This window comes from Spirosoma lacussanchae (assembly GCF_005870035.1).
GTDB classification, from domain to species: Bacteria; Bacteroidota; Bacteroidia; order Cytophagales; family Spirosomataceae; genus Spirosoma; species Spirosoma lacussanchae.
In genome coordinates, this window is the sequence record NZ_SWJG01000005.1 from 160001 (window position 1) to 178115 (window position 18115).

The following is an 18115-nucleotide window of genomic DNA, read 5'->3' on the forward strand; positions in this document are numbered from 1 at the left end:
CACTACCTGCCGAATGACCCAGACTTATGTTTTGCCGGACCGCTGGTTCTATGCCCTTACGGCGGTTGGCGTGTTGCTAAATGCCACGGGCCTGTTTCCGCCCATACTCGAACCCGACGGAGCGCTCTACGCCTGTATTGCCAAAACGATGGCGCAGTCGGGCGATTTTGTCAATCTCTACGCCGTAGGGGCCGACTGGCTCGACAAGCCGCATTTCCCGTTCTGGGTGGTAGCGGCCAGCTTTCGGCTGTTTGGTGTCAATACCGTGGCGTATAAACTACCCGCGCTGCTGTTTTTTCTGGCCGGGGTAGTCTACACCTATCGGTTTGCGCGACTTACATACACAAAAGGTGTGGCGCAGGTCGCCGTACTGGTGTTGCTGACGGCTTTTCACGGGGTACTGTCAAACAGCGATGTCCGGGCCGAGCCCTACCTGACGGGGCTTATTATTGGGGCAGTGTATCATTTCTGGCGGGTGTACCGCGGTGCCGACCGGGCATCTGGCCAGTGGCTCCAGCTGGGGCTGGGGTCGTTGCTGACGGGCTGCGCGCTGATGACAAAGGGGGTTTTTGTGCTGGTGCCCATCGGCGCCGGCCTGGTGCTGCACTGGCTGCTGACGGGCAACTGGCGCGAACTACTACGGCCGCGCTGGTACGGGGCGGTGGCGCTGTCACTGCTGTTCACCCTGCCCGAAATCTATTGCCTGTATCAGCAGTTCGACCTACATCCCGAAAAAGTAATTTTTGGGCAAACGGGGGTGTCGGGCGTGCGGTTTTTCTTCTGGGACAGCCAGTTCGGACGGTTTTTCAATACCGGTCCGATCAAAGGCGAGGGCGACAAGTTCTTCTTTGTTCACACGCTTCTGTGGGCTTTTCTGCCGTGGTCGTTACCGCTCTACCTGGGCGTTGGCCGGGCCGTAGCTGGGCTACTTAAACGCCGGAATCCGCTGCCGGAGTACGTATCGCTGGGGTCGGGACTGGCTACGTTTGCCCTGTTCTCGCTGTCGGGCTTCCAGCTGCCCCACTACATGAATATCGTCTTTCCGTTCTTCGCTATCCTGACGGCTCAGTATCTGGTAAGTCTCTCGCCTGCGGTGCTGCGCCGGTGGACCCTGGGCCAGTCGGTTATCGGGGGGCTGCTGGTGGTGCTGTCGGTTGGGTTGCTGCTGGTGGCGCAGCCCGACTACCTGAGCGGAGCGCTGGGCTGGGTGGCGGCTATGGTGCTGGCTACGATACTGCTGTTCCGGACAACGGATCTGCTGTCGCTGATGGGGCGTATGGTGGCGGCTGTGCTGGTGCTGTTCGGGGTGGTGAACCTGTTTTTGTATCCGGCCTGGCTCGATTACATGGCGGGCCGAACGGCCGCCCGGCTGGTCAATGAACAACTGGCCCGCCCCCGGCCGGTTACGCTGCTCTACATGCCGGGAACGGGCGTTGGCGGGGGCAGTTTCTGGTCGTACGAGTTTTACGCCAGCGGACCAACGCGCTACGTCCGGTCCGACTCGGCGGTGCAGGCGCAGCTCCGCCCGGGGCCACAGCTGACATTTACCACGGCTGCCGACGCTGACTCGCTGGCGGCCCGTGGATTCGGGATTCGTCGGCTGGCTACCTTGCCTTATTTCCACGTCAGCACCCTGTCGTACGAGTTTATCAACAAACAGACCCGCGCCAAAACCCTGGAGCCCTACGTGCTGGTGCAGGTCCGCAGCCGGGCTGACTAAAGACCGGGTGCTGAAAGCGGACAGGAAATGTCCGATAGCGGACAGCCAGGCTCGCGAATGTGTCAGTAACTAACTCGTTATCAGAGTTGTAGTAAAATTGGCATAGCATTGGCACAATCAGGGGTAAATGACCAGGTTCGAGTAGTTGCTGCTCGTTTGCCTTTTGACACGTTAACTTATGGATCGCGCCTTACCTAAACGCTTCTGGACTCAACAACGCCTGCTGCTTTCGGGCGGTAGTGTACTGATTCTGGGTTTGCTGGCTTACACGCTTTTTTTCGCCGACCGCCGTTCGAAACTGAACGTCGAGAAAGACAAGATCACCGTATCAGCCGTAACGACCGGCCCCTTTGAAGATTTTATTGCGGTAACGGGCGTGGTGATGCCGCTGAAAACGATCCGGCTCGATGCCATCGAGGGGGGCTACGTCACCGATAAACTGGTGGAGGGCGGTACCCAGGTGCAGAAAGGGCAGGTATTGCTCAAGCTGGAAAACCAGAACCTCAAGCTCAGCTTCCTGCAATCTGAAACGGAAGCCAACCGACTCGTCAACGATCTCCAGAACACCCGCCAGCGGCTGCAGATCGAACGCTTTACCCTCCGCAAAACCCTGGCCGACCTCGACGCGCAGATCGAGCAGGCCAAAGATGCCTACGACCGGCAGGTCAAGCTCTTCAAAGACAAGGTCGTTTCGGAAGAAGATTACCTGAAGGCCAAACGCACGTACGAGCGGCTGTCGGGGCAGCGGAAGATCGAGATCGAGTCGCAGAAATACCAGGAAGACAACGCCCGGATACAGATCAAACAGCTCGAAGAGACGCTGGCCCGCACGCAGCGCAACGTGGCGCTCTGGCAGCAAACCCTCGATAATCTGGTCGTGAAGGCACCCGTAACGGGCCAGCTGTCCAGCATCGACGTGGAGGTGGGGTCGAACATCAACCGGGGGCAGAATATTGGCCAGATCGATGACCTGAACGGGTTCAAGATGCGGGTCGGGGTCGATGAACACTACATCAGCCGGGTATTTGCCGGTCTGAACGGCTCTTTCGAGTTCAACGGTAAAACCCACGCCCTGACTATCAGCCGGGTGTATCCGGAGGTGAAAAGTGGCCGCTTCGAGGTCGATATGATTTTTCCGAACGGCGCACCGGCGGGTATCAAACGGGGGCAGTCGTCGCCGATTCAGCTGGAGCTGGGCAAAGCGGCTCAGGCTACGCTGTTGCCGGTGGGTGGTTTCTTCTCCGATACGGGCGGTAACTGGGTCTACGTAGTCGACAAGTCGGGCAAACGGGCTACCAAGCGCCCAATCACCCTGGGTCGCAAAAATCCCGAATATTACGAGGTGCTGGAAGGTCTCCAGCCCAGCGAGCAGGTCATCACCAGCAGCTACGAGAATTTCGGGGATAACGAAGTGTTGGAATTTTAATCGGTTGCCAGGAAAACCCAGTCTGTCTATCCCTGTCCAGAATATAACTATGATCCAGACAATTAACCTTCAGAAACTGTTTGCTACCGAAGAAGTAGAAACCACCGCCCTCAATGGCATTTCGATGGACGTCAAAGACGGGGAGTTCGTCGCCATCATGGGGCCGTCGGGTTGCGGCAAATCGACCCTGCTCAATATTCTGGGTCTGCTCGATAACCCTACCGACGGCGAATATAATTTCTACGGTACGGCGGTGGCGAGGATGACCGAACGCCAGCGCGCCCAGCTGCGTAAAGGCAGTATCGGCTTTGTGTTCCAGAGCTTCAACCTGATCGATGAGCTGACGGTCTACGAAAACGTCGAGCTGCCGTTGCTCTACCTGAAAACCCCCGCCGACGAGCGCAAACAGCGCGTGGAGGCCGCCCTGGAGCGGATGGCTATCATGCACCGCCGTAATCACTTCCCGCAGCAGCTGTCGGGTGGTCAGCAGCAGCGTACAGCCATTGCCCGGGCGGTCGTGGCCAAGCCCAAACTGATCCTGGCCGATGAGCCGACGGGTAACCTCGACTCGAAAAACGGCGAAGAGGTCATGAAACTCCTCGGTGAGCTGAACGACGAGGGTACGACCATCATCATGGTAACCCACTCGCCCTACGACGCCGGTTTCGCCCACCGCATCGTAAACCTGTTCGACGGTAAAGTCGTCACCGAGAACTTCCACGTGTAAAGATCGGCCCGGCCGGTTACGATCGCCCGCGCCTGTCACCGTGGTCCGTGTCCCCACGGACCACGGTGACAACGGCCTACGGTCAGGAGACCGCTTGATTCGCCTATAAACGTTACCCTTTATGTTTCGGAATTATTTGACAATCGCCCTGCGGACGCTGTGGCGTAACCGGCTGTTTACGGCTATCAACGTAGTGGGGCTATCGGTCGGGCTGGCTTGTGTGGTTGTGCTGGTGCTGTTTGCCCAGCAGGCGCTGACCTTCGACGGATTTCATGCGCAGATCGATCGGATCTATTCGGTGCAGACGCAGTCTGACGACCAGGCCTACAACCAGACCGTATACCCGATTCTCGATCAGATGCTTCGCGATTACCCCGAGATCGAGACCGGAACCCACGTGCAGAGCTGGAATAACCCCTGGATTCAGTATGGCGATAAATACATTCAGAAGCAGACGGCCTATGTCGACTCTACCTTCTTCCGCATTTTCAGCTTTCCGCTCAAGTATGGCGATCCGGCTACGGCCCTGCGCCAGAAACGATCGGTCGTACTCAGCGACGAAACAGCACAGAGCCTGTTTGGGGATGTGAACCCGGTTGGAAAGGCCGTCACCCTGGACGATTCGCTGTCCTATACCATTACGGGCGTGCTGGACAAAATACCGTCTAATTCGTCGCAGCAGTTCGAGGTGCTGATGCCAGCGGCCAACCTGATGGATTTTCCGGGCTTCAGCGAAAACGCCGACTGGTACAACGGCTTCGCTACGGTCTTTGTGCTGCTTCGGCCCGATGCCGACAAAGCCCGGCTGGAAGCCAAACTGCCGCAGCTCGTCAAAAAACACTTCGCGCCGGAAGGGCAGAAGCGCATCATCCGGCTGGGAGCCTATAAAGAGTTTATTCATACCGAAAATCCTACCTTTTCGAACCTGATTTACGGAGCCGTTACGATTGCTGCCTTTCTGCTGATTATCATCAGTATCAACCTGATCAACCTCAATACGGCGTCGGCGCTGCCGAGGGCCAAAGAGGTAGCCATGCGGCAGGTGGTCGGCGCCACGCGCCAGCTGGTGCTTCGTCAGTTCTGGGTCGAATCCGGGCTGGTGGTGCTGGCATCGCTGGCCTTGTCGGTCCTGTTTGCCATATTTTTCCTGATTCCGCGTTTCAACCAGCTGCGTGACGGTCGTATGCAGCTGGAAATTGCGTGGGCAACCGACTACCCGACCATACTGACGGTTGCCGGTATTGCCATTCTGGTGGCGCTGGTAGCGGGTACATACCCGGCTCTGTATCTGTTGGGCCTGAAAACGACTGAGGCCGTAAAAGGTAAACTCGCGGCCAGTCCCGGCCGGGGTCGCCTGCGGCAGAACGCTCTGATTGTACTCCAGTTCACCCTGGCAGTTATCTTTATCCTCGGCACGATCGGGTTGCGGGAGCAGATCCAGTTTATGAAACAGGCCGACCTGGGCTACGATAAAGACAAGGTGCTGATGTTTAAAACCGATCTGGCTTACCGGAACGAAGCGGCTGCCCGATCGCAGGGCCAGGCTATTCTGGCTAAACTCCGGCAGAACCCCAATGTGGTTTCGTTCACCAGCTCGGAGGTGACGCCGGTTGACTTCTGGAACAATTTCAACAGCTACTACCCCGACGGCGATGAGGCCCGGCAGGTGCGTATCCGACACGTAGCGGGGGCCGTCGGCTTTACCGAAACGTTTAAAATTCCGCTCCTCGAAGGCCGCAACTTTTCGGACAAGACACCGGCCGATTCGGTCAACCACGCGGTCATCCTGAACGAGTCGGCTATGAAAGCCTTTGGCTGGAAAACGGCGGTCGGTAAGAAGCTGCGCCAGCTGAATAATAACGAGGTTTTCACGGTTGTTGGTGTCACTAAAGATTATCATTACCGCAACCTGAAAGAGCGGGTCGAGCCCATGCTGCAGTGGTACGGCGGTCGGGAGCAGCTGAGCAGCTTCCTGTCGGTGCGGCTGGCTGATGAAGACAAGGCCCCGGCGCTGATCCGGGAGCTGGAAACGCAGTTCGGGAAAATACCGGCCCGCCGAACGCTGTCGTATGTCTATCTGGCCGACGAGATTGGAAAGGCTTACCAGTCGATCGAAAGTATCTGGCGGATGGTCAGCTTCGTGACTATAGTAGCCATCCTGATCGCGTGCGCGGGTATTTTCGGACTGATCTCGCTCGTGGCCCGGCAGCGAACCAAAGAGATTGGCGTTCGGAAAGTGCTGGGGGCCTCGGTGGTCAGTATAGCCGCGCTGCTCTCGTCCGACTTTATGAAACTGGTGGCGCTGGCTATCCTGATTGCCTCGCCCCTGGGCTGGTGGCTGGGGGTTAAACTGCTCTCTTATTTTGCCTACCATACCCAGGTACAATGGTGGTACATTGCGGTGGCGGCTTTGCTGGCGATCGGCATTGCGCTGGGGTCGGTTATTTTTCAGGCCATTCGGGCCGCACTCATGAATCCTGTCAAAGCCATTAGAACCGAATGAAAACCGATCTCACCACTGCCAGGTTCCTGGCAGTGGTGAGATCGGTCGCTGGGAGCGGAAACAGTAACTGCGAACAGGTGCCTTCTTTTCGGGGCAATGACATCGATTCGTACCACCATAGTAGTCGTTATGGGCGGCTGGCTGCTGACCGGCTGGGCTTCGGCGCAAAAACTGCCTTCTGCCCGCGCCATCCGGCAAACCATGACCCTGGCCAACGACTACTTTATGAAGACCTGGCCCGATCCCGGCCTCGACATCGTAACCAACAAAGTCCGGCCCAGCAACATCTGGACCCGCGCCGTGTACTACGAAGGGCTCATGGCGCTCTACGGCCTCGATCCGCAGCCGCGCTACCTCGACTATGCCCTGGACTGGGGGCAGAAACACCGCTGGGGACTTCGGTCGGGCGTTACTACCCGCAACGCCGACGACCAGTGCTGCGGCCAAACCTACATCGATCTTTACCAGCTTGACCGGCAGCCCGAACGCATCCGCGCCATAAAAACATCCATCGACGCCATGATGCAGAGCCAGACCGTAAGCGACTGGACCTGGATCGATGCGCTGCAAATGGCCATGCCGGTGTTTGCCAGACTGGGCGTGCTCGAAAAGAACCCGGCTTATTTTGAGGCTATGTATCGACTCTACTGGCATACGAAAACGGTGGAGGGCGGCAAAGGTCTGTACAATCCGGTCGATAAGCTGTGGTGGCGTGACAAAGACTTTGTGCCGCCCTACAAAGAGCCTAATGGTCAGGACTGCTACTGGTCGCGGGGAAACGGCTGGGTGGTGGCCGCCCTGGTTCGGGTGCTGGACATCATGCCCGCCGACGCCCCCCACCGCGACGAGTACCAGCAAACCTACCTCGACATGATGCAGGCTATCAAGCCGTTGCAGCGCCCCGATGGGTTCTGGAACGTCAGTCTGCACGATGCCAGCCAGTTCGGGGGTAAGGAGCTGACCGGTACCGCGCTGTTTGTATACGGCATGGCCTGGGGTATGAACCACGGTTTGCTGAGCCGCAAAGAATACGGGCCGGTGGTGGCCAAAGCCTGGAACGCCATAGCTACTGAGGCCGTGCATCCAACCGGTTTTCTGGGCTACGTGCAGGGAACTGGTAAAGAACCCAAAGACGGACAGCCCGTTACCTATACCAGCAAACCCGATTTTGAAGACTATGGGTTGGGATGCCTGCTGCTGGCCGGTACCGAACTCTGCAAACTGAACTAAACCTATGCTGCCCATTGCCTTTACGATGCAGCTCAAGCCCGGCAACGAAGCCGAGTACAAGCGCCGACACGATGAAATCTGGCCTGAACTGGCGGCTGCACTCCGCGAAGCGGGCATCAGCGACTACGCCATTTTTCTCGATCACCGCACCGGTACGCTGTTTGCCGTACAGAAGCGTACCGACGGGCATACGGCCGATCAGCTGCCCGACCTGCCGGTTGTGCAGCGCTGGTGGGCCTACATGGCCGATCTGATGGAGACGAACCCTGACCACTCGCCCGTTACGGCCCCGCTCGAGCCGGTGTTTTACCTGCCCTGACCGGCTGTCCGCAAACGAACGGCTCCGTCCGAATACGGACAGCTTAGTAATTTATTTTTAAAAATATCATCTGAAAATCAGTGTGTTATAGCCTGGTATGACATTTGGGAATGACGTTGACAGTTCAACTTTTGGTAGGCTGTCATGATTCGTAATTACCTCAAAATCGCCTTTCGCACGCTCTGGAAACACAAAACCCATACGGGCATCAATGTCGTTGGTCTGGCCGTGGCCTTTGCTACAGCCACGCTGCTTTTTCTGACATCCTGGTTCGAGTGGAGCTACGACCGGTTTCATACCGATGTTGACCGGATTTATCGGGTGTATCTGCAGGAGTCGACGGGCGATGTAACGAGTATTATGCCCTATCCGCTATCGCCGGCGCTGCAGGCCGAAATGGCCGATGCCGAATCGGTAACGCGGATGATGTGGTCCCAGACCGAATTTGTCGGGGAGAAACACGTCGCCAAGGATATCCGGTTTGCCGATCCGGGAGTGTTCAGGACATTTACTTTCCCGCTGCTGGCCGGCGACCCTAATACGGCCCTCAAGGATCTGAGCAGCATTGTCATTACCGAAGACATGGCCCGGGACCTGTTCGGGGATCAGAATCCAATCGGAAAACCGCTGCGTACCGACGGCCTCAACATGGGCCGCGATTTCATCGTCACGGGCGTACTGGCTAACATACCCACCAACTCGACATTCCGGTTCGACGCCCTCGTGCGCCCCGAAACCCGTGTAGATTACCAGGCTAACAAAGCTGAATGGGGTAATCGTAACCATGAAGTATTTGTCCGATTAAAGCCGGGTGTCGATGCGCAGACGGCCGAAAAGCGACTCCGCTCCTTTACCAAAAAATACTGGCAAAGCGAAATCGCCGAAGCCAAACAGCGCGGGCAGAAGCCCGATGCGCAGGGCGAATACATAAGCCTCCGGTTGCAGCCCCTGACCGACATCCGGTTCGATACCAAAGGGGTTATGGGCGGTGGGGTAAGCCGTACCTACGTGTATGCGCTGGCTCTGATCGGTCTGTTCATTCTGTTGATTGCCGGTATCAACTACGTCAATCTGTCGCTGGCCCGGTCGGTGACGCGGGCGCGGGAGGTAGGGGTGCGAAAGTCGCTGGGCGCGCAGTCGGGCCAGCTATTGGGGCAGTTCTGGGCCGAGTCGCTGGTGATTTGTCTGATTGCGCTACTGGCGGGGGTGGGCCTGGCCGTGGGGTTGCGGCCATACTACAACCAGCTGTTCGGCACGCGGCTGTCGTTCGATCTGCTGACGCATCCGATCACAGTAGGGTGTATTTTAGTTGCTTTTCTGTTCATTACGCTGCTAACGGGCGGATACCCCGCCTGGATCATGGCTCGGTTCGAAGCCGTTACGGTACTGAAGGGGAAGGTCAAAGGACCGAAGTCGGGCGGATTGCGGAGCATCCTGATCGTGGCTCAGTTTGCGCTGGCCAGCCTGCTGATCATCTGCACTTTGTTGATCGGCCAGCAGTTGCGTTACCTGCGCGAGCGCCCGCTGGGTTTTTCGGAAGAGCAGGTCATCAGTTTACCGCTGCGTAACCGCGACAACCTGACCGGAGCCCGGGCGCTGCAACAGCTGCGGGACCGGCTCCGGAACAACCCCGACGTGGTCAGCATCTCAGGAACGGCCACCAACCTGGGCAGCGGGCTGGATGGGTCCACATCGCGGAGCATGAGCGGCTGGACTTACAAAAACCGGGAGGTAGAAACGGACTGGCTGCGGGTCGATTTCGACTACCTGAAAACCCTGGGTATGAGCCTGAAAGCGGGCCGTGACTTTAACCCTGCCTTTAGTACTGATACGGTTTCGGCGGTGATCATTACCCAAAGTATGGCGAAGCAGCTGGGCGAGAAAGATCCGGTTGGCGTCGTGATTCAGCCCGATACGGCCGATCGCAAATACGAGATTATTGGCGTCATCCCGGACTTCAACCTGTTTTCGCTGCATCAGAAAGCCAAACCGATAACCCTCCACCTCGATAGCCGCAACGAAGTCAGTTATGCCCTGATCCGGACAACGCCCCAGGGGATGGTCCGGACGATGGACGCGCTGAAATCGCTCTGGAAAGAGATGGCTCCTTCGGCTCCCTTTCAGGCGTCGTTCGTGAATGAGAACACCAACCGCTGGTACGACAAGGAAGAGCGGTTCTCGACCATCTTCAGAATAGCGGCTGGCCTGACTATTCTGCTGTCGTGCATGGGTCTGTTCGCTGTAGCTTTGCTGACCATCGAACAGCGCACCAAAGAGATTGGCGTCCGGAAAGTGCTGGGCGCTTCGGTAACCAGTATCGTAGCCCTGCTGTCGAAAGATTTTTTGAAGCTGGTCGTAATCGCGATCGTGATTGCCTCGCCCCTGGCCTGGTATGCCATGAACCAGTGGCTGCAGGACTTCGCCTACAAGATCGACATCGAGTGGTGGGTGTTTGGGCTGGCGGGTCTGCTGGCGGTGGGCATCGCCCTGTTGACGGTGAGTGTTCAGAGTATCAAAGCCGCCCTGATGAACCCCGTCAGAAGCTTACGGTCTGACTAAAAAACGCCTGGAGCTGCACCGGTTCGCTGCTGTATTACTGTGGCCGTAGGTAGGTTCATTCTGTGTCACCCGAGGCAGTGTCCTCACGGCCTCCTATGCGTCAGCCATTGTCATCCGGACAGGGGTCCGTAAGGACACGGTTTTGGGTGGTTCGGGGTTGATTTTCACCCGGCCCTGGGCGGGTACATACAGGTTCTTTAGCTATCTTCTCTTATGCTTAAAAACTACATCCGCATCGCTATTCGTAACCTGTGGGCCCATAGAACCTTTACGTTGATCAACGTAGCCGGGTTAGCCACGGGAATAGCCACCAGTCTGCTTATTCTGGAGTACGTGAGTTTTGAGCGTAGTTACGATACGTTTCATCAGGATGCCGCCGACATCTATAGAATTCGGTATAATCAGCTAAACGGGGAGGGGGAGCTGGCGGCCAAAGCAACTACGGTAGCATCGGTCGGGCCGGGGCTGCAGCAGGCGTTTCCGGAGGTTGCATCGATAGTGCGGTTTCATCGTTCCCGCGCGCTGCTCAGCTACGAAACCCCGCAGCTGGTCAGGCGGTTTCGCGAAGACAACGTGCTGGCAGCCGACCCCTCGTTTCTGACCTTTTTTTCGTTTCCGCTGCTGAAAGGCAACGCGGCCACGGCCCTCCGGAACCCGACATCGATCGTTATCACGCAAACCCTGGCCAGGAAGTACTTCGGGCACGAAGAGCCCGTCGGTAAAACGCTGAAGATGACCGGCGGCTACGGCGACTGGACCGGGGGCAGCTACCGGGATGTTAGTTATTATACCGTAACGGGCGTACTGGCCGACAGTCCGGCCAACTCCCACCTGACCGTCAACGCAATTGTCTCGTTCACCCTCTTTTCGCGGGGCGAGGCCGAGCTGTCGAACTGGGGCGACTCGTTTTATACGTATGTACGGCTCAGACCGGGGGCATCGGCGGGGGCGCTGGACGACAAACTGCCCGGTTACATCCGGCAAACCCAGGGCGAGGCCAGCCAGGACGGGTTACAGCTCCAGCCGCTGAGCCGTATTCATCTGGACCCGCCCCTGCTGGGCGAACCGGGTACCAACGGCAGTCGGCTCATGGTGGGGATACTGCTCGTCGTGGCGCTGTTCACCTCCCTGATTGCGTGGATTAACTACGTCAACCTGGCAACGGCACGCGCTACCGAACGGGCTAAGGAAGTGGGGGTTCGGAAGGTGACGGGCGCGTCGGGTGCCGATCTGCTCCGGCAGTTTCTGCTGGAAGCGTTCCTGCTGAACGCACTCAGTATGGCCCTAGCGGTTGGGCTGGTCTCGCTGGTGCAGCCCACTTTCAACGAACTGGTAGGTCAGCCTTTATCCCTGCAGATACTGACCGATCAGGTATGGCTGCTGGTCTGCGCCGGATTTTTTGCGGGTGGCGTGCTCCTGTCGAGCCTGTATCCGATTTTTGTGAACATCACGGTTCAGCCCGCGGCCGTTTTGCGGGGGCAGTGGAAGGCGGCCGGCCGGGGGCTGTCGCTCCGGAAAGGGCTGGTCGTGTTTCAGTTTACACTGTCGATGCTGCTGATTGCCGGGGCGCTGGGTATGTATCGTCAACTGACGTTCATGCAACGGTACGACGTGGGTATCAGGCTGGACCAGCGGCTGGTCATCAACGGACCGGCCACAACCGACTCGACCTACCAGACCAAACTGAACCAAATCAGGGCTCGGCTGCTGAATACGCCCGGTGTTCAGCAGGTTACGGCCTCGAACCTGATTCCGGGTAAACCCATTACGGGCTTGTCGCGGGCGGGGCTGGTGCGTCGGTTGAACCAGCGGGAAGAGGAGTCGGCCGGGCGGTACTATTTTTCGGCGGTCGACTATTCGTTTCCGCAGACGTTCGGGGCCCGGCTGGCGGCTGGCCGCTGGTTTTCGCCCGCTTTCGGGGCCGATGCCGCCGGGGGGCAGTCGGTAGTAATCAACGAGACGGCGGCCCGGATGCTGGGCTACGCCCGCCCGGCTCAGGCCATCGGGCAGCGGATCAACTACCGGATGCAACAAACGCCAACGATCGTCGGGGTGCTCCGCGATTACCACCAGCTGTCGCTCCGGAAGGCGCTCGACCCCATTATTTTTGAACTGGGCGACGCCCCCGACGCCTACCTCACGGTCAGTCTCCGCCCGGATCAGCTGCCGCAAACGATGGCCACCATTCGGCAGATCTGGCAAAAAACGTTTCCCGACAGCCCGTTTTCTTCGTTTTTCCTGGACGAGTTTTTCAACCGGCAGTACCAGCTGGACTGGACATTCGCTCATCTGGCCGGTCTGTTTGCCGGGCTGGCCATCGTCGTGGCGTCGTTAGGTCTGTTCGGACTCGCCTACCAGACCACCGTGCAGCGCAACAAGGAAATCGGCGTCCGGAAAGTGCTGGGCGCTTCGGTAACCAGTATCGTAGCCCTGCTGTCGAAAGATTTTCTCAAGCTGGTCGTAATCGCGATCGTGATTGCCTCGCCCCTGGCCTGGTATGCCCTAGACCGCTGGTTGCAAAATTTCGCCTATAAGACCGACATCGAGTGGTGGGTGTTTGGGCTGGCGGGCCTGCTGGCGGTGGGGATTGCGTTGCTAACGGTGAGTGTCCAGAGTGTGAAAGCCGCCCTGATGAACCCGGTAAAATCGCTTCGTTCCGAATGATGAATACTAAACGATGAAGGCCACAATCGTTAGCAGCTCATTCATCATTCATCACTCATCATTTTTTTAGAATCATGCTCTCGAACTACCTCAAAATAGCCTGGCGGAACCTGCGCAAGCAGCAGGGATTCGCGTTTATCAACATCTTTGGGCTGGCCGTGGGGCTGGCGTGCTGCCTGCTTATTATGCTGTATGTGCTGGATGAGCTGAGCTTTGACCGATACAATGCTAACGCCAATCGCATCTATCGAATACAAACCGACATTGAGTTCGGGGACAACGACATGCATTTTGCCACGTCGCCCGACCCACTGGGAGCAACCCTGAAAAAAGACTACCCCCAGGTAGAACAGTTCGTTCGGCTACACCAGCGTGGAAACTGGCTGGTGAAGAGAGCCGGAGAGACAACCAGTTTGCGGGAGAGCGACATCACCTTTGCCGATTCTACGCTGTTCGATGTATTTACCCTGCCCTTTATTGCGGGCGATCCCGAACGGGCACTCACGGAACCCAATACGGTTGTGATCAGCGAATCGGCGGCAAAACGCCATTTCGGTAATCACAACCCCCTGGGTAAAACCCTCGTGTTTGCCAACACTGAGAACTACAAAGTAACGGGAGTCATGCGCGACATGCCCCTGAACTCGCATTTCCGCACGGACTTCTTCGTGACGATGCTCAGCGATAAGTATCCCTGGGGACAATGGCTCAGTACCAACTACCATACGTACATTCGGCTAAAGCCAGGCAGTGACCCCGCTGTATTTTCTAAAAACTTTGAGACCGTCATCGAGAAGTATGTAGGACCGCAATTGCTGCAAATGACCGGCTCGACGCTGGAGCAGTTCCGGAAAGCCAACAATAAGCTGAATTTCTGGCTTATTCCCCTCATCGATATTCATTTACATTCCAGACAACAAGTCGAGCTGGCTCCCAACGGCGACATTCAGTACGTCTATATTTTCTCGGCTATAGCATTGTTCATTCTCCTCATTGCCTGCATCAACTTCATGAATCTGGCCACCGCCCGCTCATCGAAACGGGCTAAAGAAGTGGGCGTTAGAAAGGTGATGGGCTCCGAACGGCAGCAACTGGTGGGTCAGTTCATGACCGAATCGATAGTAACAGCCGTGCTGGCTATGTTGCTGGCTATCAGTATGATCGCTGTTTTTATGCCCGGCTTTAACACTATTTCGGCTAAGGCCATCAGTTTGTCTCAACTAGTCTCCCCGCTGCTATTGCCGGTGCTTATTAGTCTGCCTATTGTCGTGGGTTTGCTGGCGGGCAGTTACCCGGCCTTTTTCCTCTCTTCCTTACAGCCCATTTCGGTGTTGAAAGGCCGAATAAACCTGAGTTTTCGCAGCGTCAGCCTACGGAGCGGACTGGTGGTGTTTCAGTTTATGATATCGGTCGTACTCATTGTGGGCACCATCATCGTCTATCGGCAACTCACCTACATTCAGACGACGAGCGTGGGCTTTAATCGGGATCATGTCTTGACCATCAACGGTTTGTATTCGGTGGGCAAGCAAGCCGAAACCTTTAAGCAGGAAGTGCTGCGCCTGCCGGGCGTGGTGAGCGGCAGCCTCTCCGGTTATCTGCCCACTCCCTCCGACCGGAACGATAATACGTTTTTTCCGGAAGGTCAGACGAACATAAACAAGGGAGTTAGCATGCAGAACTGGGGCGTCGATTATGACTACGTAAAAACGCTGGGCATTCATTTGATTGGGGGCCGGAATTTCTCGCCAGCCTTTGGCTCCGATTCCTCCGGTATGCTCCTCAACGAAGCGGCTGTCAAAATTCTGGGCTTCAAAGACCCAATCGGTCAGCGTGTCTGGCGGTTTGATAACTCCGATGGAAAAACCCGCAAAATGTACACGGTCATTGGTGTGGTGAAGAACTTCCACTTCGAGTCGCTCCGGCGCAATATCGGGGCGCTGTCGATGGTGCTGGATGCCAACTCGAGCGCGGCCTCTTTTCGGGTCAGCAGCACGAACCTGCCGGTACTCATGCAGCAGATTGAAGCCAAATGGAAGCAACTGGCCCCCGGTCAGCCGTTCAGCTATAAATTCATGGACGACAGTTTCGACGAAATGTACCGCGCGGAACAGCGCATCGGCACCATTGCCCTAACGTTTGCCGCCCTGGCTATTCTCATTGCCTGCCTGGGCCTGTTCGGGTTGGCTGCGTTCATGGCTGAGCAGCGGACCAAAGAAATTGGCGTGCGTAAAATCCTCGGCGCGAGTGTGCCCAGTCTCATCGGCCTGCTTTCCCGAGATTTCCTCCGGTTGGTGCTGATTGCCATCGTGATTGCCTCCCCACTGGCCTGGTATGCTATGCGCCGGTGGCTCAATGACTTCGCTTACAAGATCGACATCGAGTGGTGGGTGTTTGGGCTGGCGGGTTTGCTGGCGGTGGGCATCGCCCTGTTGACGGTGAGTGTTCAGAGTATCAAAGCCGCCCTGATGAACCCGGTAAAATCGCTTCGTTCCGAATGATGAATACTAAACGATGAAGGCCACAATCGTTAGCAGCTCATTCATCACTCATCATTCATCATTTTTTTAGAATCATGCTCTCGAACTACCTCAAAATAGCCTGGCGGAATATCGCCAAAAATCGGGTCTATTCAGGGATCAATGTGTTTGGCCTGGCCCTGGGTATGGCCTGCGCCCTGCTCGTAGGCTTGTGGGTGAGCGACGAGCTAAGCTACAATCGGTACGTTCCCGATGCTGACCGGGTATTTCTGGTGCGGGTCAACTATAATCTGAACGGGGGCGAAACCCAAACCGCTTACGCTACACCAGGTCCCCTACAGGCAGCTATTGCCCGCGATATACCCCAAGTAATGGGCACCACCAAGCTTACCTGGCCTAAAGAAGGTCTCGTGCGGGTGGGCAGCAGAATGGCCAAAGAGCAGGGGCAATACGCGTCGGCCAGTTTCTTCGATGTGTTCGACCTGCCTGCCGTGCAGGGCAACCCTAAAGTTGCGTTGGCTAACCCAAATCAGATCGTTATCAGCCAAACGATGGCTGCCAAATACTTCCCCGCCGGGCAGGCCATTGGCCAAACGCTTCAACTCGACAACAGCCGGGTTTTTGTGGTGGGGGCGGTGCTGAAAGACCTGCCCGCGACATCGACCATTGCGTTCGACTGGCTGGCCAACTTTACCGTGCAGGAACAACCGTGGCAGAATCAGTGGGGGTTCAACTCGGTGCAGACGTACCTTCGGCTCCGGCCCGACGTATCGTCGGCGCAAGCCGAAGCCGCCATGCGGGGCCTGTTTCGGCGGTATGCTACGTTCGACAACAAGGAGCGCATCGTACTGCAACCGATCACCGACCTGCATCTGTGGAGCGAGTATGAGAACGGCGTAGCGGTTGGCGGACAGATCGAGTACGTCCGGATTTTTGCGGTGGTGGCACTGTTTATTCTGCTCCTCGCCTGCATAAACTTTATGAATCTCAGCACGGCCCGGTCGGCGGTGCGGGCCAAGGAGGTGGGCGTTCGGAAGGTCATTGGCGCGGGTCGGCGCGGGTTGATGGGGCAGTTTCTGAGCGAGTCGGTACTGTTAAGTGCAGTAGGGGCCGTGGTGGCTCTTGGCATGGTGTGGCTCACGCTGCCCGAGTTCAATGCTGTTTTCGATAAACACCTCACGCTCGACCTGACTAATCCACTACGTTGGTCAGGCATTGCAGGACTGGTGCTGATTACGGGCGTACTGGCAGGCAGCTATCCGGCTCTATTTCTGTCGGGCCTTACCCCCGTTAGCATACTAAAAGGAGCGGGCTGGCGTCCGGCGTCCCGTGGGCCGGTGCAGCTTCGGCGGATGCTTGTGGTCTTTCAGTTTGCCTTGTCCACGTTTCTCCTGATCGGTATGCTGGGCATCGGTCAGCAGATGACCTACCTGCGCACCAAACACCTTGGTCTCGACCGCGAGAACATGATCTATGTACGACTGGAAGGCAAGTTAGAAGATTACGAAAAGACAGAAGCCTTCCGGCAGGTGTTGCTCCAGGCTCCATCCGTTGCCGGCGCTACCACCACGGCCCACCTACCGCTGAACATCCAGAGCAGCTCTACAGATCTGCAATGGCCAGGACGTAACCCTAAACAGCTGGTGGAGGTATCGGCGATGTCGGTTGGCAATGATTTTATTAAAACAACGGGCATCCGGCTTATCGCGGGGCGAGACTTCCGGCCCAACAGCTATGCTGATACGTCGGCCTATATCATCAACGAAGCGGCCGCAAAACTTATGGGTATGACTAAACCCGTGGGGCAGTCAATCACTTTCTGGTTTGGCAAAGGTCCGATCATCGGCCTGATGAAAGATTTTCACCTTAACTCCCTGCACCAGTCTATTGGACCTCTGGTGCTGACCTACATGCCGCCTAATGGGCAGTATCTGCTGGTGAAACCCCGCCATGGCCAAACCTCGCAGGCTCTTGCCGATCTCGAACGGTTGCTGAAACAGTTCAATCCAACTTACCCCTTCGCCTACCATTTTCTGGACGAGGCTTACGAAGACCTCTATCACCGTGAGCAGCAGGTGACTACGCTGGTGACGTATTTCGGGCTACTGGCCATTTTTATCTCGTGTCTGGGTCTGTTCGCACTGGCTGCGTTCACCGCCGAGCAGCGCACCAAAGAGATTGGGGTCCGTAAGGTGCTGGGAGCCAGCGTGTGCAGTATCGCTACTTTGCTCAGTAAAGATTTTCTGGTATTGGTGCTGATCGCCATTGCTCTGGCAGTACCGCTGGCGTGGTGGGCCTTGCGGGCGTGGCTAAGCTCGTTTGCCTACCGCATCGACACCGAGTGGTGGCTTTTTGCTCTGGCGGGTTTGCTGGCTATAACGATTGCCCTGCTGACGGTGAGTGTCCAGAGCGTAAAAGCGGCCCTGATGAATCCGGTAAAATCGTTACGATCGGAATGATCAGGTGTAGAGCCGCGACCCTTCGCGG

General features: G+C 57.0%; 10 protein-coding genes. All 10 read left to right on the forward strand.

Annotation, left to right across the window (positions count from 1 at the left end; genetic code table 11):
- Positions 1–13 precede the first annotated feature (13 nt).
- The 10 genes from FBR45_RS18575 to FBR45_RS18620 all read left to right on the forward strand — a co-directional run bounded on the left by FBR45_RS18575 (position 14) and on the right by FBR45_RS18620 (position 18087).
- Positions 14–1720 (forward strand): ArnT family glycosyltransferase, encoded by a 1707-nt coding sequence (locus tag FBR45_RS18575; RefSeq protein WP_138505033.1) that lies wholly within the window; start codon positions 14–16, stop codon positions 1718–1720.
- Positions 1721–1898: 178 nt separating this feature from the next.
- On the forward strand, positions 1899–3146 hold the full coding sequence (locus tag FBR45_RS18580) for an efflux RND transporter periplasmic adaptor subunit (protein ID WP_138505035.1): 1248 nt from the start codon (positions 1899–1901) through the stop codon (positions 3144–3146).
- A gap of 49 nt (positions 3147–3195) precedes the next feature.
- The gene (locus tag FBR45_RS18585; protein ID WP_077923249.1) at positions 3196–3873 is read left to right on the forward strand and encodes an ABC transporter ATP-binding protein; all 678 of its coding nucleotides are present in this window, start codon (positions 3196–3198) and stop codon (positions 3871–3873) included.
- 121 nt (positions 3874–3994) lie between these two features.
- Positions 3995–6376: an ABC transporter permease gene (locus tag FBR45_RS18590; protein WP_138505037.1), complete on the forward strand. Its 2382-nt coding sequence runs from the start codon at positions 3995–3997 to the stop codon at positions 6374–6376.
- A 96-nt stretch (positions 6377–6472) separates the two neighbouring features.
- Positions 6473–7606, forward strand: a complete 1134-nt coding sequence (locus FBR45_RS18595) for a glycoside hydrolase family 88/105 protein (RefSeq protein ID WP_138505039.1) — start codon at positions 6473–6475, stop codon at positions 7604–7606.
- Between the two features lie 4 nt (positions 7607–7610).
- On the forward strand, positions 7611–7925 hold the full coding sequence (gene rhaM / locus FBR45_RS18600) for an L-rhamnose mutarotase (RefSeq protein ID WP_138505041.1): 315 nt from the start codon (positions 7611–7613) through the stop codon (positions 7923–7925).
- Between the two features lie 144 nt (positions 7926–8069).
- Positions 8070–10484 (forward strand): ABC transporter permease, encoded by a 2415-nt coding sequence (locus FBR45_RS18605; protein ID WP_138505043.1) that lies wholly within the window; start codon positions 8070–8072, stop codon positions 10482–10484.
- Between the two features lie 213 nt (positions 10485–10697).
- The gene (locus FBR45_RS18610; protein WP_138505046.1) at positions 10698–13148 is read left to right on the forward strand and encodes an ABC transporter permease; all 2451 of its coding nucleotides are present in this window, start codon (positions 10698–10700) and stop codon (positions 13146–13148) included.
- Positions 13149–13222: 74 nt separating this feature from the next.
- Positions 13223–15649 (forward strand): ABC transporter permease, encoded by a 2427-nt coding sequence (locus FBR45_RS18615; protein WP_138505048.1) that lies wholly within the window; start codon positions 13223–13225, stop codon positions 15647–15649.
- Between the two features lie 74 nt (positions 15650–15723).
- On the forward strand, positions 15724–18087 hold the full coding sequence (locus FBR45_RS18620; RefSeq protein WP_138505051.1) for an ABC transporter permease: 2364 nt from the start codon (positions 15724–15726) through the stop codon (positions 18085–18087).
- Positions 18088–18115: the final 28 nt, after the last annotated feature.

Coding starts and splice junctions, on each gene's coding strand:
- FBR45_RS18575 (WP_138505033.1), top strand. CDS start 14: ATGACCCAGACTTATGTTTTGCCGGACCGCTGGTTCTATGCCCTTACG.
- FBR45_RS18580 (WP_138505035.1), top strand. CDS start 1,899: ATGGATCGCGCCTTACCTAAACGCTTCTGGACTCAACAACGCCTGCTG.
- FBR45_RS18585 (WP_077923249.1), top strand. CDS start 3,196: ATGATCCAGACAATTAACCTTCAGAAACTGTTTGCTACCGAAGAAGTA.
- FBR45_RS18590 (WP_138505037.1), top strand. CDS start 3,995: ATGTTTCGGAATTATTTGACAATCGCCCTGCGGACGCTGTGGCGTAAC.
- FBR45_RS18595 (WP_138505039.1), top strand. CDS start 6,473: ATGACATCGATTCGTACCACCATAGTAGTCGTTATGGGCGGCTGGCTG.
- rhaM (WP_138505041.1), top strand. CDS start 7,611: ATGCTGCCCATTGCCTTTACGATGCAGCTCAAGCCCGGCAACGAAGCC.
- FBR45_RS18605 (WP_138505043.1), top strand. CDS start 8,070: ATGATTCGTAATTACCTCAAAATCGCCTTTCGCACGCTCTGGAAACAC.
- FBR45_RS18610 (WP_138505046.1), top strand. CDS start 10,698: ATGCTTAAAAACTACATCCGCATCGCTATTCGTAACCTGTGGGCCCAT.
- FBR45_RS18615 (WP_138505048.1), top strand. CDS start 13,223: ATGCTCTCGAACTACCTCAAAATAGCCTGGCGGAACCTGCGCAAGCAG.
- FBR45_RS18620 (WP_138505051.1), top strand. CDS start 15,724: ATGCTCTCGAACTACCTCAAAATAGCCTGGCGGAATATCGCCAAAAAT.